The 18,125-nt window shown below is 65.9% G+C and carries 19 protein-coding genes; 13 read left to right on the top strand and 6 right to left on the bottom strand.

Translation table 11 applies throughout. The features are described 5' to 3' along the window. The first annotated feature begins 21 nt into the window (after nucleotides 1-21). Genes FAZ11_RS03570 through glsB form a run of 3 tightly spaced genes read left to right on the top strand, consistent with a single transcriptional unit; the run spans nucleotide 22 to nucleotide 3,061 of the window. A complete protein-coding gene (locus FAZ11_RS03570; RefSeq protein WP_058760198.1) occupies nucleotides 22-753 on the top strand; it encodes a response regulator in 732 nt (243 codons plus the stop codon). Continuing rightward, nucleotides 754-2,070, top strand: a complete 1,317-nt coding sequence (locus tag FAZ11_RS03565) for an ATP-binding protein (RefSeq protein ID WP_058772805.1) — start codon at nucleotides 754-756, stop codon at nucleotides 2,068-2,070. 49 nt (nucleotides 2,071-2,119) lie between these two features. After that, nucleotides 2,120-3,061 carry a glutaminase B gene (gene glsB, locus FAZ11_RS03560; protein WP_081319995.1) on the top strand — a complete coding sequence of 314 codons (942 nt, stop codon included), beginning with the start codon at nucleotides 2,120-2,122 and terminating at the stop codon, nucleotides 3,059-3,061. A gap of 185 nt (nucleotides 3,062-3,246) precedes the next feature. Here glsB and FAZ11_RS03555 read toward each other — a convergent pair whose 3' ends face one another. Both FAZ11_RS03555 and FAZ11_RS03550 read right to left on the bottom strand, forming a co-directional pair. Then, on the bottom strand, nucleotides 3,247-4,128 hold the full coding sequence (locus FAZ11_RS03555) for a hypothetical protein (RefSeq protein WP_058772806.1): 882 nt from the start codon (nucleotides 4,126-4,128) through the stop codon (nucleotides 3,247-3,249). Nucleotides 4,129-4,222: 94 nt separating this feature from the next. Next, a complete protein-coding gene (locus FAZ11_RS03550) occupies nucleotides 4,223-4,600 on the bottom strand; it encodes a MerR family transcriptional regulator (protein WP_058772807.1) in 378 nt (125 codons plus the stop codon). 122 nt (nucleotides 4,601-4,722) lie between these two features. On the opposite strand from FAZ11_RS03550, the gene FAZ11_RS03545 reads away from it, so the two are divergent. Further along, nucleotides 4,723-5,613 (top strand): alpha/beta fold hydrolase, encoded by an 891-nt coding sequence (locus tag FAZ11_RS03545; RefSeq protein ID WP_058772808.1) that lies wholly within the window; start codon nucleotides 4,723-4,725, stop codon nucleotides 5,611-5,613. Further along, nucleotides 5,610-6,482 carry an alpha/beta fold hydrolase gene (locus tag FAZ11_RS03540; protein ID WP_058772809.1) on the top strand — a complete coding sequence of 291 codons (873 nt, stop codon included), beginning with the start codon at nucleotides 5,610-5,612 and terminating at the stop codon, nucleotides 6,480-6,482. The genes FAZ11_RS03545 and FAZ11_RS03540 overlap by 4 nt, the downstream gene beginning before the upstream one ends. A gap of 282 nt (nucleotides 6,483-6,764) precedes the next feature. On the opposite strand, the gene FAZ11_RS03535 is transcribed toward FAZ11_RS03540, so the two are convergent. Next, a complete protein-coding gene (locus FAZ11_RS03535; RefSeq protein ID WP_137279068.1) occupies nucleotides 6,765-7,355 on the bottom strand; it encodes an NADPH-dependent F420 reductase in 591 nt (196 codons plus the stop codon). Between the two features lie 102 nt (nucleotides 7,356-7,457). Here FAZ11_RS03535 and FAZ11_RS03530 point away from each other — a divergent pair, with 102 nt between their 5' ends. Next, a complete protein-coding gene (locus tag FAZ11_RS03530; protein ID WP_204957069.1) occupies nucleotides 7,458-8,222 on the top strand; it encodes an AraC family transcriptional regulator in 765 nt (254 codons plus the stop codon). A gap of 313 nt (nucleotides 8,223-8,535) precedes the next feature. Here FAZ11_RS03530 and cls read toward each other — a convergent pair whose 3' ends face one another. Both cls and FAZ11_RS03520 read right to left on the bottom strand, forming a co-directional pair. Further along, entirely contained in the window at nucleotides 8,536-9,975 is a 1,440-nt protein-coding gene (gene cls, locus FAZ11_RS03525; protein WP_058772812.1) for a cardiolipin synthase, read from the bottom strand. A 24-nt stretch (nucleotides 9,976-9,999) separates the two neighbouring features. Continuing rightward, entirely contained in the window at nucleotides 10,000-11,130 is a 1,131-nt protein-coding gene (locus FAZ11_RS03520) for a methyltransferase (protein ID WP_058772813.1), read from the bottom strand. Between the two features lie 72 nt (nucleotides 11,131-11,202). Between FAZ11_RS03520 and FAZ11_RS03515 the strand changes: the two genes are divergently transcribed. Both FAZ11_RS03515 and FAZ11_RS03510 read left to right on the top strand, forming a co-directional pair. After that, entirely contained in the window at nucleotides 11,203-11,979 is a 777-nt protein-coding gene (locus tag FAZ11_RS03515) for a ferredoxin--NADP reductase (RefSeq protein ID WP_058772814.1), read from the top strand. A gap of 245 nt (nucleotides 11,980-12,224) precedes the next feature. Beyond that, nucleotides 12,225-13,781, top strand: a complete 1,557-nt coding sequence (locus tag FAZ11_RS03510) for a TerC family protein (RefSeq protein WP_058760209.1) — start codon at nucleotides 12,225-12,227, stop codon at nucleotides 13,779-13,781. A 182-nt stretch (nucleotides 13,782-13,963) separates the two neighbouring features. Here the strand turns inward: FAZ11_RS03510 and mscL are convergent, their stop codons facing one another. Further along, nucleotides 13,964-14,413, bottom strand: a complete 450-nt coding sequence (mscL, locus tag FAZ11_RS03505; RefSeq protein ID WP_058772815.1) for a large-conductance mechanosensitive channel protein MscL — start codon at nucleotides 14,411-14,413, stop codon at nucleotides 13,964-13,966. Nucleotides 14,414-14,639: 226 nt separating this feature from the next. Here mscL and FAZ11_RS03500 point away from each other — a divergent pair, with 226 nt between their 5' ends. The 5 genes from FAZ11_RS03500 to FAZ11_RS03480 all read left to right on the top strand — a co-directional run bounded on the left by FAZ11_RS03500 (nucleotide 14,640) and on the right by FAZ11_RS03480 (nucleotide 17,877). Continuing rightward, the gene (locus FAZ11_RS03500; RefSeq protein ID WP_058772816.1) at nucleotides 14,640-14,879 is read left to right on the top strand and encodes an HP1242/YdcH family protein; all 240 of its coding nucleotides are present in this window, start codon (nucleotides 14,640-14,642) and stop codon (nucleotides 14,877-14,879) included. Between the two features lie 94 nt (nucleotides 14,880-14,973). Further along, complete coding sequence (locus FAZ11_RS03495) at nucleotides 14,974-15,183, top strand: hypothetical protein (protein ID WP_058760212.1); 210 nt, start codon at nucleotides 14,974-14,976, stop codon at nucleotides 15,181-15,183. Nucleotides 15,184-15,331: 148 nt separating this feature from the next. Further along, complete coding sequence (locus tag FAZ11_RS03490; protein WP_058760213.1) at nucleotides 15,332-15,601, top strand: hypothetical protein; 270 nt, start codon at nucleotides 15,332-15,334, stop codon at nucleotides 15,599-15,601. 117 nt (nucleotides 15,602-15,718) lie between these two features. Then, complete coding sequence (gene radA, locus FAZ11_RS03485; protein WP_058760248.1) at nucleotides 15,719-17,080, top strand: DNA repair protein RadA; 1,362 nt, start codon at nucleotides 15,719-15,721, stop codon at nucleotides 17,078-17,080. An 86-nt stretch (nucleotides 17,081-17,166) separates the two neighbouring features. Continuing rightward, nucleotides 17,167-17,877, top strand: a complete 711-nt coding sequence (locus FAZ11_RS03480) for a copper resistance protein B (RefSeq protein WP_058772817.1) — start codon at nucleotides 17,167-17,169, stop codon at nucleotides 17,875-17,877. Nucleotides 17,878-18,125: the final 248 nt, after the last annotated feature.

The raw sequence follows: 18,125 nt of genomic DNA, 5'->3' as shown, positions 1-18,125 counted from the left end.
TCGCCCACGCGGGGCTCGGCTATGCTCGGCACTTTCCCGCCGCGAAGACCTGCCGTGATCCCTTTGCTCATCGTCGAAGACGACACCGCCCTGGCCGAGCTCATCGCCACCTACCTGGGGCGCCAGGGCTATGCCGTGACCGTGATCGGCCGCGGCGACGAGGCCCTGGCCGCGGTGCAACGGCTGCGCCCGCAGCTGGTGGTGCTCGACGTCATGCTGCCCGGGCTGGATGGCCTGCAGGTCTGCCGTCAGCTACGCGCCGCCCAGCCGGGCCTGCCGATCCTGATGCTCACCGCCCTGGACGACAGCCACGACCAGGTGCTGGGCCTGGAGATCGGTGCCGACGACTACGTCAGCAAGCCCTGCGAACCGCGGGTGCTGCTGGCGCGCATCCGCACCCTGCTGCGCCGCTGCCAGTTGGGCGAAACGCCGGGCGAGGTGGATCAATTGAGTATCGGCCAGTTGCGCCTGTTGGCGAGCGAGCGCCAGGTCTGGTGGCGAGACCAACTGGTGGAGCTGTCGTCCACCGAATTCAACCTGTTGGCGATCCTCATGCGTCATGCCGGCGAGGTGCTCAGTCGCGATCAGTTGATCCAGCAACTGCGCGGCATCGAATTCAACGGTGTCGACCGTTCGGTGGACGTGGCCATCTCCAAGCTGCGCCGCCGCTTCGAGGAGCACCCCGGCGAAGCCCGGCGGATCAAGACCGTCTGGGGCAAGGGGTATCTCCTCAGTCGGGCCGAGTGGGAATAGATGCTCAAGATCCTCGTCCGGCTCTACCTCATCCTGCTGGTGACCTACGGTGCGGCCAGCTACCTGGTGCCCGAAGCGCTGCTTAGGGTGTTCGACGAGCGCTACAGCCGCTACACCCTGGAGCAACTGCACGGCCCGCTCGGCCTGGTGCAGCGTGCCTTCATCCAGGCGCCGCCGGAGCGCTGGCCGGCGTTGCAAGAGGAATTGACCGCCGAACTGGCGCCCATCAGCCTGCGGCTGGTCCCGCTTGAGGATCACGCCCTCAGTCCGGAGGAGCGCGCCGACCTGGCCGCCGGCCAGCGCCGGGTACGCCTGGGTGACTATGGCGAGCCCAGTGCGGCCCTGGTACCGCTGCCGACGGATCAGGTGCTCTGGGTCGGCATTCCCGAGGCACCCACCGACATCGCCCTGACCTACTGGGCGATGAACGCCCTGATCGGCGCGGCCTTGCTGGTCTGCCTCTATGTCTGGCTGCGCCCCCACTGGCGCGACCTGGAACGGCTGCGGCGTACCGCGGCGCGGCTGGGCAAGGGCCATCTCGGTGAACGCACCGCCATCTCGCCGCGCTCGGACATCGGCGAGCTGGCGCGGGCCTTCGATGACATGGCCCAGGAGCTGGAGGCGCTGATCGTCCAGCAGCGCGATCTGCTCAACGCCGTCTCCCACGAGCTGCGCACGCCGCTGTCGCGCCTGGAATTCGGCCTGGCGCTGCTGCAGGCCGATCCGCTACCGACCGAGACTCACCGCCAGTTGGAGCAACTGGTGCGCCACGTCCGCGAACTGGATGCCCTGGTCGACGAATTGCTGTCCTTTGCCCGCCTGCAGAGCAGCCAGCAGCCGCCCGAACGCCTGAGCCTGGAACTCGAAGCCTTTCTCGACAGCGTGCTGGCCGACTTCGCCGAAGAGCAGGAGCGCCGCGGCGTCGTGATGCACCTGGACCTGACGCAGGCGCCCAGGCGGGCCAAACTGGCGCCACGCCTCACCGCCCGCGCCCTGCAGAATCTCGTCGGCAACGCCCTGCGTTATTGCCAGCGCGAGGTCTGGGTAGCGGTCCGTGGCGACGGCGACGCGTTGCTGATCGCCGTCGAGGATGACGGCGAGGGGATTCCCGCGGCGGAGCGCGAGCGGGTCTTCGAACCCTTCTATCGCCTGGATCGCAGTCGTGACCGCGCCACCGGCGGCTTCGGCCTGGGCCTGGCCATCAGCCGGCGCGCGGTGGAAAACCAGGGTGGCCGGCTGGACCTGAGCGCCGGTGCCCAGGGTGGCGCTCGATTCGAGATCCGCCTGCCATTGCCGCCGCGCCAGGGGCTCGCCTGAGACCGGAACGGCCCCTACACTTGGCGCCCCCGCCCGCTTCGGACTCGTCATGCCAGAGCCCTTCGACCGCCGCCTGTTGCAACCCCTGCTTGACCGTATCGCCGCCGCCGCGCCGCGCCACTTCGGCGAAGGCAAGGTGGCCGACTACATCCCGGCCCTGGCCGAGGTAGCGCCGGATCGCTTCGGCATTGCCGTGTGCGACGTCCACGGCCAGGTATGGCAGGCGGGGGAGGCCGCTACCCCCTTCTCCATCCAGTCCATCTCCAAGGTGCTCAACCTGGTGATCGCCATGCAGCGCCTGGACGAGGCGGACATCTGGACTCGGGTCGGCCGCGAGCCTTCCGGCCAGGCCTTCAATTCCATGGTGCAGTTGGAAGAGGAGAAGGGCATCCCGCGCAATCCCTTCATCAACGCGGGGGCGGTGCTGATCTGCGAGTTGCTGGTGTCGCGCATCATGTCCATCCACTGGATGATGCGCGAACAGGCGCGGCGCCTGGCCGGTAATCCGGCGCTCAATTTCGACGACCGCGTGGCCCGCTCGGAGATGGAGCACAAGGCGCGCAACGCCGCCCTGGCCTATCTGATGAAGGCCTACGGCAACCTGCACAGCGAGGTCGACGACGTCCTCGACGTCTATTTCCACGGCTGCGCCCTGGCCATGAATTGCGTCGACGTGGCGCGGGCCTTCGCCTTCCTGGCCAACGGTGGGGTCAATCCCCAGGACGGCCAGGCGGTGGTCACGCCCCAGCAGACCCGCCAACTCAATGCCCTGCTGCTGACCTGCGGCCTCTACGACGCCGCCGGCGACTTCGCCTGGCGCGTCGGCCTGCCAGGCAAGAGCGGGGTCGGCGGCGGTATCGTCGCCATCGTGCCTGGGCAACTGAGCATCTGCGTCTGGTCGCCACGCCTGGACAGCTACGGCAACTCGGTGGCCGGCCTGCGTGCGCTGGAGGCGCTGGTGGAAGGGCTGGGCGTGGCGCCGCTGGGCTAAGAAGCTGTTTATGATCTGCTGCGCGTCGGCCAAACGGCGTTGAAAAGCCCCTGGAAGGCCAGCCCCGTCGGAGTGCGCATTTATGCTGAGTTAATTAGAGCGCGAGTCCGATCCGCTTCCTCAGGTCTTTTCGCGGGGCCGCCTAGGCCTTGTTTGGCTCTAGCTCGCGAGATCGTGAACAGCTTCTAATAGGCCATGGACAGGCTGAGGGTCACCTGGGGCACCACACCGTCGGTTTCACCCTCCGGGCCACTCAGCTCGCGCAGGGCGCCGTCGCGATAGAGCGCCAGGGCCTCGGCGCGGGCGCTCCAGCGTGTCTCGCCCCAGCGGAAGGGCTGCTCCAGGGCCAAGCCGGTGCGGGCATAGAGGCGATCGCCGGAGTCCGGGCCATAGAAGCCGTTCCAGCCCACCCCCAGGGCACTGGGGAAACTCAGACGCAGGCCACTGGCCGAGAGGTCCAGTCCGGGTTCCAGGCTGCCCTGGGTATAGAGGCCGCCATCGCCCTGGGTGCGGGTGGTCACCGCCAGGCCCGGTCGCCAGGCGCCCAGGCCCGAGTCGGCCTGGTAGGCCAGGGTCAGGCTGGCTTCCTGGGTCGTGGCCGCCACATCGTTGGGACTGGTCTTGACCGTATAGACGAAGCCGACCCGCAAACCCGCCGCCGGGGAGACCACCAGGCCCAGCAGGTTGTTGCTCTCGTACCAGCGCCGCGGGCTGACCCTTTCGTCGCTGGAAGGCGTATGGAAGCCATTGCTGCTGCTGAACACCAGCCAGGCATCGGTCGCGCCCGCGGGTGCCTGGTGCAGGTCCAGGGCGAAACCCACCTGGGCGTGCAGCGGGATGCGCTCGAGACTGGCCGCGTCGTCGTCGTAGTTGCCACGGGAAAAGTCGCCGTTGCGGACATCGAGGCCCAGCTGCGGATGGAAGCGTCTAGACGTCTCGCTGACGTCCACGCTGCCCAGGGTGGCGTCTTCGGTCTCGATGGAGGGGACGCTTCGGGATTCGGCGCTGGTGGCGCCCGCGGACAACAGCCCGCCAACGAGCGCGGTGGTGAATAGCAGGGAACGCATGAGATCGTCCTCGGCAGGGTGCCCGAACCGTGCTGGCCTGGCCGACCCAAGGGTGGGACCGGGCGGGCTGACGCGGGGTTCCTGCCAGGCTCGCTCAGGCCCGCGACGCTTCGCTGTCGCGCAACATCGCTAGCAGGCGGGCCCGTCGACTCTCCAGCTCCTCGATCTGCCGCTCCAGCGTCCGCAGCCGCTCGCGCTGGGCTGCCGAGGTTTCCGGACAGGCCAGGGCGCCCTCGATCAGCCGCATGCAGTCGGGAAAGCCGCGGATCTCCGCCAGGCTGAAACCGGCGCCGAGCAGCCGCTGCAACTGCCGGACCTGGGCCACGGCGCTGGCCGGAAAGTGGCGATAGCCATTGGCACCGCGACCCGCCACCAGCAGGCCCTGGGCTTCGTAGTGACGCAGCGAGCGCACGCTGACCCCGGTGGCGGTAGCGAGCTGACCGATGCTGAGGGAAGGCGAGGCTGCAGTCATGACGACGATCCGGCGCTAGGGGAAACAGGAGTGCCCGCCACTATCGCATGACGTACGGGGGCTTGACCCTCACATTGGTGTCAGCCTCGACACTGGCGGTTCCCCCCTCCCGGAGACCTGCCATGAGTCCGTTACGCCTGTTCTCGCTGATCCTGTTGTTGAGTCTGACCAGTCTGGCCGCCCAGGCCCGTGAATGGCGGGTGACCGCTCCCGACGGCATAGCGCTGGCCGTCCAGGAGCAGGGCAACCCCAGGGGTGTGCCCATCATCTTCATCCACGGCCTGCTGGGCAGCCGGTTGAATTGGCAGGCTCAGCTCGCCAGCCCCGAGTTGAGCCGCTTCCGCCTGATCACCTACGACCTGCGCGGCCACGGCCTGTCCGGCAAGCCAGTCGGCGCCGCGCCCTATCGCGAAGGCCGCCGCTGGGCCGACGACCTGGCGGCGGTCATCGCCGCCACCGGTGCCCACCGGCCCGTGCTGGTGGGCTGGTCGTTGGGCGCCACGGTGATCTCCAACTACCTGGCCCGGCATGGCGATGCCGATATCGCCGGTGTGGTCTACGTGGACGGCGTCATCGAACTGGCCTCGGCGCAGATCGTGCCGCATCCCGAGGTCTATCGGGATCTGGTCTCGCCCGATCTGCGCACCCATCTGGCGGCGATCCGCACCTTCCTCGCGCTGTGCTTCGCCACACCGCCCGCGCCGGAGCTGTTCCAGCAGCTGTATGCCACCGCTGCCATGGCCTCCTGGGACATGCAGCGCGCCGTGCAGCAACAGGATGTCGCCGCCGCCCAGGGGTTGGGCCAGATGCACGTACCGCTCTGGCTGCTCTATGGTGAGCAGGACGTCCTGGTGCGACCCGCGGCCTCCATCGCCCGGGCCCAGGCGCTGAATCCGCGTCTCACGGCCACGCGCTATGCTGCTTCCGGCCATGCGCCCTTCCTGGAAGAGGCACCTCGCTTCAATCATGATCTGGCCATCTTCGTCGACCACCTGGAGCGCCCCCAGCCATGAGCGACTTTCCTGGTTTCACCCCGCTCAACCAGGACACGGCCTCGGCCGCTTTCCACGGCATGATCGGCGGCCAGGGCCCTGCGGTCCTGCTGCTGCACGGCTATCCCCAGACCCACCTGGCCTGGCGCCATATCGCTCCGGTGCTGGCCCAGGACTATCGGGTCGTGGTGCCCGATCTGCCCGGTTACGGCGCCAGCCGCCAGCTCGACCACCGCTCGCGCTGGACCAAGCGGCGCGTGGCGGCCGCCTTGATCGAGTTGATGGACGCGCTCGGCTTGTCACGCTTCGCCGTGGTCGGCCATGACCGCGGCGCCCGTGTTGGCTACCGCCTGGCCCTGGATCATCCCGCGCGGATCGAGCGCTACGCCTCGCTCACCGTGGTGCCCACACCGGAGGTCTGGCAGGCCTTCGGCCGCGAGCGCAGCCTGGCGAATTTCCACTGGACCTTTCTCGCCCAGCCGGCGGACCTGCCCGAGCGACTGCTGGCGGCCGCTCCCGAGGCCTTCCTCGATCTGACCCTGGCACGCATGGCCGGTGGTTTGGAGCGGGTCGAACCCCCGGCCCTGGCAGCCTATCGCCAAGCCTTTCGCGATCCAGAGGTGCGCCGGGCCATCTGCGAGGACTATCGCGCCGGCGCCGCAGAGGATCTGGCCGACGATCTCGCTGACCAGGCTCAGGGGCAGCTCGTGCAGTGCCCGCTGCTGGTGCTCTGGTCGGCGGCCCAGGCCGGTAAGGAAACGCCGCTGGCCATCTGGCGCCGCTGGGCCCGCGACGTCCGCGGCTCGGCCCTGCCGGGCGGCCATCTGCAACCGGAGGAGTCACCAGCGGAGGTGTTAGCGGCGCTAGGGCCCTTCCTCGCTGGGTCCTAGTATGGTGTTTCAGGCGTTCACGCAAGAATTGGCGAGTGATTTTTGGGGCGGTTCGGCGCCCCGATTCGCTAGGCGCCGGGACGAGTCATAGCAGGGCCATGGCGAGGAGTGGCAACGTCGCCCCAGGGTGGTCCGCCGCTGCGGGCAAAAAGCGCCGCCAACATGGTGTAGATGACGTTTGAATCACGGCCCAGGTAGGGCAGCCGCCTGATCTGCCAGGCGGCTGCTGCAGGGCATACCTTCGAAAGCGCCGATCTCGCGGTGGGTCAGCGCTACCCTTTATCAAACCGCCTTGACGAGAGCGAAACCGATCTTATCGCCGTGGCCGAGGCCATAGCCGAGGTGGATCATCATCTCCGTCATGGGTTCGAGATAGCGAGCATTCGACAAGGCTCCGGCATTGATCACCGTGAATCCGAAGCTTCGCGCCAGCTCACCCGTGGTCGCCTTGGCTGTTGCATCGTCTCCGGCGACGAAGACCGGGATCGTGGTGATATCTCCCGCCGCATGCAACGCCAGGATCGAAGCTAAGACAGTATTGAAGGCCTTGACGATCTTGGCGTTCGGGAGCCGCTTGGCGATCTCCTCGGCGGCAGAGGTCGTATGGCCGACGGTCAGGCTCATGAAGTCTGGCGCCAACGGATTGGTGATGTCGACGACGACCTTGCCGGTCAGGACAGCTGAAATGCCCGGCGTTGCCGCGAAGTCGAGTGCTTGCTGATACTGCATGGCGAGGATCACCAGATCGGCGGTTTGCAGCGCTTGCTCTGGTGAGTCACTGCTGGTGAGCGTTACCACCGAATGGCCTGCTGCCACGGCGAGCTTGGCCAGCGGTGCGCCCATATTGCCTTGGCCTAGAATGACGATGTTCATGACATGCCTCCTGTTGTGCTGAAACAGAACAGAGACTAATCACGCCCGCATAGGTATTCTTGGCTGATCATGACAAAAAATATGGCCAGACAGACAAGGCGCGTGTTCATCGACCCCGATAGCACTCCGAGACCGGTGTTCGTGCTTGCGGAGCGGCATAGTGGCGTAAGGGTGCCCTGGCATGCGCATCGCCGTGCTCAACTCATCCATGTCAGCGCCGGTGTACTGACGGTATTGACGCGAAGCGCCCGCTACGTCGTGCCGCCGCAGCGGGCCGTCTGGATCGGGCCGGGCGTCGAGCACCGTATCCTGAGCCACGCGCCGTTCTGGCTGACGACCTGCTACATCGAACCGGAGCTCTTATCCTTGCCCGAGTCAGCGCAGGCGGTTGCGATTGATCGCCTGACCGATGCCTTGCTGATCGCCGCCGCCGAATTCGGCGGCGATTATCCCGAAGAGGGTGCCGAAGGGCGGCTGATCGCGGTGTTGCTCGATCGCCTGCACCTGCTGGCACCGAGAGACATCTATCTTCTCGAGCCGCAGGACGAAAGGCTTCGCCGAATCAGCCGCCTCCTGCATGCGAACCCTGCTTGCAACGACACGCTCGCTACCTTGGCCAGCCAAGCAGCCCTGACGGAAAGAACGGCGGCACGTTTGTTCGTCGCGCAGACGGGGCTGACTTTCGGAACATGGCGGCGGCATCTGAAACTCCAGGTCGCGCTCGAACGGCTGGCGACAGGTGCGAGCGTTACCGAGGCCGCCTTCGCCGTCGGCTATGCCGATGTGTCATCGTTCATCACCGCCTTCAAGCATCTGTTCGGACAGACGCCTGCCCGAATACTCGACAGTAACTATCCCGCTCCATAGCCGGCGACACGATCTCTGTACCAACGCGCTGCTCCGCAGTGGCTGCGGCTAAGGGGCGTCGGCAAGGAAGCATGAACGGCGTGTTACGCCTGGCACTGCCCAGTGCATGGACGGGGTGGCTGGTGTGGTGTTGCAGACGTTCGCGCAAGAATTGGCGAGTGATTTTGGTTCGGCTCGGCGCTCCAGCTGGGCCAGGCGCCGGGACGAGTCCTAGCAGGACTATGGCGAGGCGTGGCAACGCCGCCCAGGGCGGTCCGCCTCTGCGGCAAAAAGCGCCGCACAAAATTGTGCAGTTGACCTCTGCAACACTACGCTAGAGCACCGGTGAGAATACCCGCGCTACCCGCATGGCCACGCGCCGCCAGCGGCGCAGGGCATTGTTGTCCTCGGGGGTGAGTTCGCGCGAGCGGCTGAAGTCGTATTCCAGCATCTTGCGCACCTCCCAGGCGAACTGGACGTCCATCACCATCACCATGACCTCGAAATTGAGGCGGAAGGACCGGTTGTCCAGGTTGGCGCTGCCCACCGCGGCCACGTCCTCGTCGATCAGCACCACCTTCTGGTGCAGAAAGCCCGGGCCGTAGCGGAACACCCGGATGCCGGCGTGCACCGCCTCGAAGGCATAGAGGTAGGAGGCGGCATAGACCACCTTGTGGTCCGGCCGCGAGGGCAAGAGGATGCGCACGTCCACCCCGCGCAGGGCCGCCAGGCGCAGCGCCGCCGAAACGGCTTCGTCGGGGATGAAGTAGGGCGAGGTGATCCAGACGCGATGGCGGGCGGAGTGGATGGCCTCGACGAAGAACAGCGAACAGGTCTCCTGATCGTCCGCCGGGCCGCTGGGCACCACCTGGCAGAGCACCCCACCGTCCTCGTAGCGCTCCGGCAACAGCAGGCTGGGCAATTGCCGGGTCACCCAGTACCAGTCCTGGGCGAAGCACTCCTGCAGGGTCACCAGCGCCGGGCCGCGCAACTCCAGGTGGGTGTCGCGCCAGGGCGCCAGCGGCGGCTTGAGCCCCATGTATTCATCGCCGACGTTGAGTCCGCCGGTGAAGCCCACCTCGCCATCCACCACCACGATCTTGCGGTGGTTGCGGAAGTTGACCTGGAATCTGTTGATCAGCCCGCGTCTGTTGCTGAAGCCCTTCACCTCGCAGCCGGCTTCGCGCAGCTTGTCCACGTAGGCACGCGGCAGGGCGTGGCTGCCAATGGCGTCATAGAGCAGGAAAACCTTGACCCCGGCGCGGGCGCGGTCGAGCAGGGTGTTCTGCAGGGCGCGGCCCAGGGCATCGTCGTGGATGATGAAGAACTGCACCAGCACGACCTTCTGGGCACCGCGGATGGCGCCGAGAATGGCGGCGAAGGTCTCCTCGCCGTTGACCAGCAGCCGCACCTGGTTGTTGGCCACGCAGGGGGTGCCGGTGAGGGCGGTCATGGCCTTGAGCTTGCGGTTGGCCGCGCTGCACTGCTGGGCGGCCATGGCCTCGGCGATCCAGGGGCGCCAGTCCAGTTCGGCGGCTTGGCGCGCCATCTCCTCGTCGGCCTGGCGCCGCGCCTTCACGTAGCTGTCGAAGCGGCGCCGGCCGAACACCAGATAGGGAATCAGGCTGAGGAAGGGCATGAACACCAGTGCCATGGCCCAGGCCATGGCGCCCTGGGCCGTACGCACCGTGACGATGGCGTGCACCGCCGCGCTGATGCCGATCAGTTCGATGAACAGGGCGATGTAGTGGAGGTCGAGGGGTAGTTGCGGCACTCGGGTATCCTTCTCCGGGGCGGATCAGAGAGGTTGGACCGCCTTCAGCACCACGAATTTCGGCGTCGCGGCGATCTGTTCGACGCGCTTGAACAGCCGCTTGAGCTTGACGTGATACCCCAGGTGGCGATTGCCCACCAGCCAGAGTTCGCCCTGGGCATCCAGCGCGGCGCGCGCCTGCTGGAACATGCGCCAGGCGAGGAAGTCGCCCACCACCTGTTGTTGGTGGAAGGGCGGATTGCACAGGATCAGGTCCAGCGAGCGCGGCGGCTGGTCGGCCAGGCCATCGGCGGCCCGGATCGCTACCGGGCGCTCGCCGAAGGCCGCGGCCCAGTTCTCCCGCGCCGACTGCACCGCCATGTAGGACTCGTCCACCAGGGTGAATTGCGCCTCGGGGTTGGCCAGGGCGCAGGCCAGGGCCAACACGCCGTTGCCACAGCCGAGGTCTGCTACCCGTGCGTTCCCCAGCCCCTGGGGCAGGTGCGGCAGGAAGGCACGGGTGCCGATGTCCAGGCCTTCGCGGCAGAAGACGTTGGCGTGGTTGACCAGCGTCAGCGACGGTTCGTCGAGGCGATAGCGGCTGGGGTAGGGCGAGGCCACGGCTGGACGAGTTTCGGGAGTGGCGAAGAGCAGCCGCGCCTTCTTCACCGCCAGCGAGGCCTGCACCGGGCCGATATGGCGCTCCAGCAAATCCCCTGCAGCGCGCGGCAGGTGCTTGAGCATGCCGGCGGCGATCACCCGGGCGCCGGGCGCCAACTGACCGTGCAGGCGGATCAGTTGCTCTTCCAGCAGGGCCAGGGTCTTGGGCACCCGCACCAGCACCCAATCGAAAGGACCGCTGGTCACCTCACTGGCCGGGACGAAGGTCACCGCCTCGGCGGCGAGGCCATTGCGCGCCAGGTTTGCCTGCAGCGCCAGGGCCGCCAGGTGCGAGTCGCCACTGGAGGTCACCCGGGCATGGCCGGCGAGACTGGCGGCCAGGGCGCCAAAGCTGTCGTTGAGCACCAGCACCTGGGCGGCCGGGACCAGGCCACTTTCGGCGAGGTGCTGCAAGAGGTACTCGTCAGCAGCGTCAAAGGCCTGCAGGGGATCGTCGCGCCGCGGTGGCTGACGGTCGAGTTCGAGGGTGGCGAAGGGCGAGACGAGAGAAGGCATGGTATCTGTCGGTGTTTATCGGCGGCTCAGTGCGGGACAATGGCGCCAAGCAATCGGGAAAAAGAGGCCAGTATGACCGCCACCGAAGACAAGTTCACCCGCGAGACGATCACCGCCGTCTGGCCCTGGAGCGACAACCTCTTCAGCCTGAGGACCACCCGCGATCCGCGCTTTCGTTTCCGCGCCGGCCAGTTCGCCCGCCTGGGCGTGCGCAAGGCCGATGGCGACGTGGTCTGGCGCGCCTACTCCATGGTCTCGGCGCCCCATGATGAATTCCTCGAATTCTTCTCCATCGTAGTGCCCGGCGGCGCCTTCACCAGCGAGCTGAGCCGGTTGCGCGAGGGCGACGAGCTGCTGGTGGAAAAGCAGCCCTATGGCTATCTCACCCTGGAGCGCTTCGGCGGCGGCCGCGATCTCTGGCTGCTGGCCACCGGTACCGGTCTCGCCCCCTTCCTGTCGATGTTGCAGGAGCCCGACACCTGGGAGCGCTTCGAGCGCATCGTGCTGGTCTACAGCGTGCGCGAGGCCCGCGACCTGGCCTATCAGGACGTCATCCACGGCTACGACCAGGTGGAACATCTCGAAGGCCTCACCGACCGCCTGGTCTATGTGCCGGTGGTGACCCGCGAAGACCACCCCGGGGCCTTGCGTGGGCGCATCACCAGCCTGATCGAGAACGGCGAGCTGGAGCGCGCCGCCGGCGTCGAACTCTCGCCCGAGCACTCGCGCATCCTCATCTGCGGCAATCCGGAGATGGTCGACGACACCCGTCAGTTGCTCAAGACGCGCGATCTGCAACTGGCGCTGAGTCGCCGACCGGGACAGGTGGCCGTAGAAAACTACTGGTAACAAGGGCGCTACAACCCTTGGCAGCTCTGGAACTTGACGTTTTCTTCACAATTGGAAAAGGTTGCGCCTTTAGCTCTGGGCCGACCTTGCTCTAGGATCGAACGCTCCAAGACTACCTTTCGAGTCCCGATGAGCAGTGACAGATCCGAGCCGCCCCCGGCCCCCTGGCCAGGTGCGGCTGACACCCCCTCCCGCGTCATGACCTCCACGGCCGTTCGGCCTCTTCTGGCGGAGGTGCCCTGCTAATGGAATGGATCGCCGATCCCACCGCCTGGCTGGGCCTGCTCACCCTGATCGTCCTGGAAATCGTCCTGGGCATCGACAACCTGGTCTTCATCGCCATCCTCGCCGACAAGCTGCCGCCCGCGCAGCGCGACCGGGCACGCGTCATCGGCCTGTCGCTGGCGCTGGTCATGCGCCTGGGCCTGTTGGCCAGCATCTCCTGGATGGTGACCCTCACCGAGCCGTTGTTCGAGGTATTCGGCAAGGCCTTCTCCGGCCGCGACCTCATCATGCTGTTCGGCGGTATCTTCCTCTTGTTCAAGGCCACCACCGAACTGCACGAACGCATCGAAGGCCACACCCACAAGACCGGGGGCAGCCGCACCTACGCCGCCTTCTGGCCGGTGGTGGCGCAGATCGTGGTGCTCGACGCCGTGTTCTCGCTGGACGCCGTCATCACCGCCGTGGGCATGGTCGAGCACCTGAGCGTGATGATGATCGCCGTGATCATCTCCATCGGCCTGATGCTGGTGGCGAGCAAGCCGCTGACCGCCTTCGTCAACGCCCACCCCACGGTGATCATGCTGTGCCTGGGCTTTTTGATGATGATCGGCCTGAGCCTGACCGCCGAAGGCCTGGGTTTCCACATTCCCAAGGGCTACCTCTATGCCGCCATCGGCTTCTCGATCCTCATCGAGTTGGCCAACCAGGTGGTGCGCTGGAAGCGCAAACGCCAGCTGCACGAGCGACATGGCATGCGTGAGCGCACCTCCCAGGCCGTGCTGCGGCTGCTGGGCGGGCGCCTGCGTGAAGACGAGGTGGACGAGGACATCGCCGAGCTGATGGACGGCGAGCAGGGCGAAGGCCCGGTGTTCGATCGCCGTGAGCGGCTGATGATCAGCGGCGTGCTGCAACTGGGCGAGCGCCCGGTGCGTGCGGTGATGACTGCCCGCGCTGATGTCGACATCCTCGATGCCGACGCCGCCCCGGAGCGCCTGCGCGAGCAACTGCTGGCCTCGGCCCACTCGCGCCTGCCGCTGGTGGTCAACGGCAACATCGACGAACCCCTGGGCTACGTGCACAAGAAGGAGTTGTTCGCCGACATCCTGCAGGGCCAGACCCCCGACCTGCGCAACCGCGTGCGTACCCCCATCCACCTGCCGGCCCAGGCCACGGTGCTCAGTGCCCTGGAGCAATTGCGCGCGGCTTCGACCCACGTGGCCTTCGTGGTCAACGAATTCGGCGGCTTCGAGGGCCTGCTGACCCTCACCGACATCCTCGAGGCCATCGCCGGTGAATTGCCGGACGCCAGCGAAGACAGCCTGCCGGAGCTGGAAAAGGTGGAAAACGGCTATCGCGCCAGCGGCGGCCTGAATCTGCATCCCCTGGCCCAGCGCACGGGCTTCCAGGTGGAGGAAAACGAGGACTACCAGACCCTGGGCGGATTGGTGGTGGACCTGCTGGGACGTCTACCGACGGTGGGCGATCGTCTGGACTACCAGGGCTGGCAACTGACGGTCGAGTCGGTCAAGGATCGGCGGATCGGCTGGATCCGCCTGGAGCGACCCGCCTCCGAGTGAGGCGGGTGCTTTCTGTAAGCCTATTCAAAGGCCGCGAGCTAGAGCCAAACAAGGCCTAGGTGGCCCCGCGAAAAGCCCTGAGGAAGCGGATCGGACTCGCGCTCGAGTTTACGGCTGGTAAATGAGCATTCCGAAGGGCTTTTCAACGCCGTTTGGCGGACGCGCAGCCGCCTTTGAAAGGCTTACAGCGGGTTGATCGGCGGGTCCTGCTTGACCACGGGAGCCTCGGTCACCTTGCTGTTCTGCTCCTTGAGCAGATCGCGGATCTCGGTCAGCAGTACCTGATCCTTGGTCGGGCCGGCCGGTGCGGCGTCCTGATGCAGGCGCAGACGGTTGAGCACCTTGATCGCCATGAAGATGGCGAAGGCGATGATCACGAAGTCGAAAATGGTCTGCAGGAATTTGCCGTAGGACATCACCACCGCCGGCTTGTCGCCCACCGCCGCTCTCAGGGTGATCGCCAGCTGCGAGAAGTCCACGCCCCCCAGCAGCAGACCCAGCGGCGGCGTGATGATGTCGGCCACGAAGGACGACACTATCTTGCCGAAGGCGGCACCCAGGATGATACCGACCGCCAGGTCAACCACGTTGCCCCGCATGGCGAACTTCTTGAACTCGGCGAGAATACTCATGCTGCACTCCTGTGAAAGATTTCGGAAAAGAAGATAGCCGATTTTGACCGCTTCGCTCGGTTTTGGAACCTTGCTAACGGTCTTTGGGTTCCCCGGAAGCGGCAAATCCCCAGGAAATCGGTAGCTGGTCGTGGCTGTCGCACTTTGGCGAAGGGCTTGGGTCCACCCTTGTACGACGAGGGCGGTGGCCCTCGCGACCTCAACATTCAGAGCCCAGGAGCCTCAGATGGTTGCCAAACACGACCTGCACAAAGACTTTCCCGAATATGCCGAGCAGCTCGATAGCCGTCCGCAGTCCGATCCGGCGTTCGCCAAGCTACTCGAGGATTACCAGGAGCTCGACCAGCAGATCCTCGACCTGGAGGCGGTGGAGGAATCCAGCGGCGACGAAGAACTGGGACGGCTACGACGCGAGCGGGTACTGCTCAAGGACAAGATCGCCCAGCAGCTGAAATACCCAGCCTAGAAACCTGAGCCCGGCGCTTGCCGTCGGGCTTTGCTTATCGCGATTGGCAAGGGCCTTCGGCGTTGCCATGATGGCTCCTTCAGGAGAGGAGTCGATGACAGACGAAGAGGCGATGTACCAACAGTGGCACCTATGGATCACCGAAGCGGCCGTGGAAGAGCAACGCCGCCGAGTGCACCGGGAATTCGCGGAATACAGCCGCCTGCTGGCCTGCCAGCACCGCCTGGAGCAGGAGCGCTGGCAACGGGCACTGCCGAGCTGGCTGCGGAACAGCGCTACGGAGATCTCGATGCTAAAACACTGATGCTAGAGGCACTGGCTAAAAGCTTGGCCTTGAAGATTTGGTGATGAACGACGAGCGGTGCTTGGCGGTCAATGGATTACCCCAGACCAGTTTCGTGGGGTGAGCGAGGTTAATCCGGCCTACCTGGCCCCCTCAACGAGGATGTCCCATGAAGCGTACCGCCCTGATCGCCCTGATGATGTTCGCTGCTGCACCCGTGTTCGCCAAGGATCTGTGCAGCATCCAGCTGCAGAAACTGGATGACGCCAGCAAGATGAAAACCAACATGATCGGCCCGGGCAGCTCCCAGGCCCAGCAGATCGCCAACTTCCGCAAGAATGCCATGGAAGCCCATAAGGCCGGCGATGACAAAACCTGCATCGCCCAGGCCAACCAGGCACTGACCATGCTGCGTCAACCGGGTGGCGAAGGCCAATAAAGCCAGCGAATCCTCGGATTTCAAGGGCGCGCTCCGCGAGGATCGCGCCTTTTTACTGTCTATGTATCCAGTTGTGTTATGCTGGCGTTCTTCCTTTTTCGACTGGAGAACGTCGCCATGGCCAAGGCCAAGCGTCTCTACGGCTGCACCGAATGCGGCGCCACCTTTCCCAAGTGGGCAGGCCAGTGCGGCGAATGCGGCGCCTGGAATACCCTGGTGGAGACGGTGGTCGAGACCTCTGCCGTGCCCTCCGGGCGGGCCGGTTGGGCCGGTCAGCAGGCGACGATCAAGACCCTGGCCGAGGTCAGCGTCGAGGAAACCCCACGCTTCACCACCGATTCCACCGAGTTGGACCGCGTGCTTGGCGGTGGCCTCGTGGACGGCTCCGTGGTGCTGATCGGTGGCGATCCCGGCATCGGTAAGTCCACCATCCTCTTGCAGACCCTTTGCCATCTCGCCGCGCGCATGCCGGCGCTCTATGTCACCGGCGAAGAATCCCAGCAGCAGGTGGCCATGCGCGCTCGCCGCCTGGGTCTGCCGGAAGACAAGCTCAAGGTGATGACCGAGACCTGCATCGAGACCATCGTCGCCACCGCACGCCAGGAAAAGCCGCGGGTCATGGTGATCGACTCCATCCAGACCATCTTCACCGAGCAGCTGCAGTCCGCCCCCGGTGGCGTGGCCCAGGTGCGCGAGAGCGCGGCGCTGCTGGTGCGCTTCGCCAAGCAGACCGGCACCGCCATCTTCCTGGTCGGCCACGTCACCAAGGAAGGCGCCCTGGCGGGACCGCGGGTGCTGGAGCACATGGTCGATACCGTGCTCTATTTCGAGGGCGAATCCGACGGTCGCCTGCGCATGCTGCGGGCGGTGAAGAACCGCTTCGGCGCGGTCAACGAGCTGGGCGTGTTCGGCATGACCGACAAGGGCCTCAAGGAGGTCTCCAACCCGTCCGCGATCTTCCTCAACCGCGCCCAGGAAGCCGTGGCCGGCAGCGTGGTCATGGCCACCTGGGAGGGCTCGCGGCCCATGCTGGTCGAGGTGCAGGCGCTGGTCGACACCAGTCACCTGGCCAATCCGCGGCGGGTCACCGTGGGCCTGGACCAGAATCGCCTGGCCATGCTGCTGGCGGTGCTGCACCGCCATGGCAGCATCCCCACCTACGATCAGGACGTCTTCATCAACGTGGTCGGCGGGGTCAAGGTGCTGGAAACGGCGGTCGACCTGGCATTGATGTCCGCGGTGATCTCCAGCCTGAGGGATCGTGCCCTGCCGCACGACCTGCTGGTGTTCGGTGAGATCGGCCTATCCGGCGAGATCCGCCCGGTGCCCAGTGGCCAGGAGCGCTTGAAGGAAGCCGCCAAACACGGTTTCAAGCGCGCCATCGTGCCCAAGGGCAATGCGCCCAAGGACCCGCCGCCCGGCTTGCAGGTAGTGGCGGTGACCCGCCTGGAGCAGGCGCTGGATGCGCTGTTCGAATAGCCTGGCTTGGCATTTGTAATATTTTTTAAAACTCCAGGCGGGGCAGGGTGGTCTATCAGGCGCTTCCATGACCCTGGATATCCGCCATGCCTCGTCTGCTCCCGCTTTCCCTGCTCTTTGCTGGCCTTGCTACCAGTGCCCTGGTCCAGGCCGCCGATCCCAGTGGCTCCGCCCCGGCCAGTCTGGAAGTGGATCAGCTCGAATGGCAGCACGCCGACGAGGGCAGCGTCTTCAACTGGGACCTGGAAGGCTGGGCCTTCGGCGGGGGCGCCAACCGCCTGGATTTTCGCAGCCAGGGTGAACGCAGCAACGGCCATACCGAACAGGCCGAGGTGCAGGCACTCTGGGGACACGCGCTGACCAAGGGCTGGGGCAGCGTCGCCGGCATCCGCCAGGACTTCAAGCCCGGCTCACCGCAGACCTGGGCCGCCCTGGGTATCCAGGAGCACGACCCCGAGGATCTCGACATAGAGATCACCGCCTTCTTCGGCGAGAACAACCAGACGGCGCTACGCCTGGAGGCCGAATACGACTGGGTGTTGACCCAGCGGCTGATCCTCCAGCCCCATACCGAACTGAACTTCTATGGCCGCAACGACGAAGCCCGCGGGCAGGGCGCGGGTTTCGCCGACAGCGAAGCCGGGCTCCGGCTGAGATACCAGGTGATCCCCGAGGTCGCGCCCTACGTCGGCGTCTCCTGGAACGCTACCCACGGCAACACCGCGGCCATGGCGCGGGAAGAGGGCGAAGATACCCACGATGCCCGCCTGGTGGTGGGTCTGCATCTGGAGTTCTAGTGTCTAGGCACCCTTCGGCTTCGCTGCGCTCAACCCGAATTACGATGACCGTAGGTTGGGTTGAGACGGCTCCATCGTCGAAGCCCAACAGGCAGCGTTGAAACCTGGGCACCGTTGGGCTTCGCTAACGCTCAACCCAACCTACGGGTGCCGGCCCCGGGTGTAGGTTGGGTTGAGAAGGCTCCATCGTCGAAGCCCAACAGGCAGCGTTGAAGCCTGGGCACCGTTGGGCTTCGCTTTCGCTCAAT

Origin of the sequence: Pseudomonas rhizoryzae, from assembly GCF_005250615.1 — a bacterium.
In the GTDB taxonomy this organism is placed as follows: Bacteria; Pseudomonadota; Gammaproteobacteria; order Pseudomonadales; family Pseudomonadaceae; genus Chryseomonas; species Chryseomonas rhizoryzae.
The sequence above is the reverse complement of the archived record's forward strand: the minus strand, read 5'-3'. Positions and strand labels throughout refer to the sequence as shown.

Excerpts from the sequence above, each read along its gene's own strand:
- FAZ11_RS03540 (WP_058772809.1), top strand. The coding sequence starts at position 5,610 with ATGAGCGACTTTCCTGGTTTCACCCCGCTCAACCAGGACACGGCCTCG.
- FAZ11_RS03545 (WP_058772808.1), top strand. The coding sequence starts at position 4,723 with ATGAGTCCGTTACGCCTGTTCTCGCTGATCCTGTTGTTGAGTCTGACC.
- FAZ11_RS03515 (WP_058772814.1), top strand. The coding sequence starts at position 11,203 with ATGACCGCCACCGAAGACAAGTTCACCCGCGAGACGATCACCGCCGTC.
- FAZ11_RS03510 (WP_058760209.1), top strand. The coding sequence starts at position 12,225 with ATGGAATGGATCGCCGATCCCACCGCCTGGCTGGGCCTGCTCACCCTG.
- FAZ11_RS03520 (WP_058772813.1), bottom strand. The coding sequence starts at position 11,130 with ATGCCTTCTCTCGTCTCGCCCTTCGCCACCCTCGAACTCGACCGTCAG.
- FAZ11_RS03495 (WP_058760212.1), top strand. The coding sequence starts at position 14,974 with ATGACAGACGAAGAGGCGATGTACCAACAGTGGCACCTATGGATCACC.
- FAZ11_RS03480 (WP_058772817.1), top strand. The coding sequence starts at position 17,167 with ATGCCTCGTCTGCTCCCGCTTTCCCTGCTCTTTGCTGGCCTTGCTACC.
- FAZ11_RS03565 (WP_058772805.1), top strand. The coding sequence starts at position 754 with ATGCTCAAGATCCTCGTCCGGCTCTACCTCATCCTGCTGGTGACCTAC.
- glsB (WP_081319995.1), top strand. The coding sequence starts at position 2,120 with ATGCCAGAGCCCTTCGACCGCCGCCTGTTGCAACCCCTGCTTGACCGT.
- FAZ11_RS03500 (WP_058772816.1), top strand. The coding sequence starts at position 14,640 with ATGGTTGCCAAACACGACCTGCACAAAGACTTTCCCGAATATGCCGAG.
- FAZ11_RS03535 (WP_137279068.1), bottom strand. The coding sequence starts at position 7,355 with ATGAACATCGTCATTCTAGGCCAAGGCAATATGGGCGCACCGCTGGCC.
- FAZ11_RS03550 (WP_058772807.1), bottom strand. The coding sequence starts at position 4,600 with ATGACTGCAGCCTCGCCTTCCCTCAGCATCGGTCAGCTCGCTACCGCC.
- mscL (WP_058772815.1), bottom strand. The coding sequence starts at position 14,413 with ATGAGTATTCTCGCCGAGTTCAAGAAGTTCGCCATGCGGGGCAACGTG.
- FAZ11_RS03555 (WP_058772806.1), bottom strand. The coding sequence starts at position 4,128 with ATGCGTTCCCTGCTATTCACCACCGCGCTCGTTGGCGGGCTGTTGTCC.
- FAZ11_RS03490 (WP_058760213.1), top strand. The coding sequence starts at position 15,332 with ATGAAGCGTACCGCCCTGATCGCCCTGATGATGTTCGCTGCTGCACCC.
- radA (WP_058760248.1), top strand. The coding sequence starts at position 15,719 with ATGGCCAAGGCCAAGCGTCTCTACGGCTGCACCGAATGCGGCGCCACC.
- FAZ11_RS03570 (WP_058760198.1), top strand. The coding sequence starts at position 22 with ATGCTCGGCACTTTCCCGCCGCGAAGACCTGCCGTGATCCCTTTGCTC.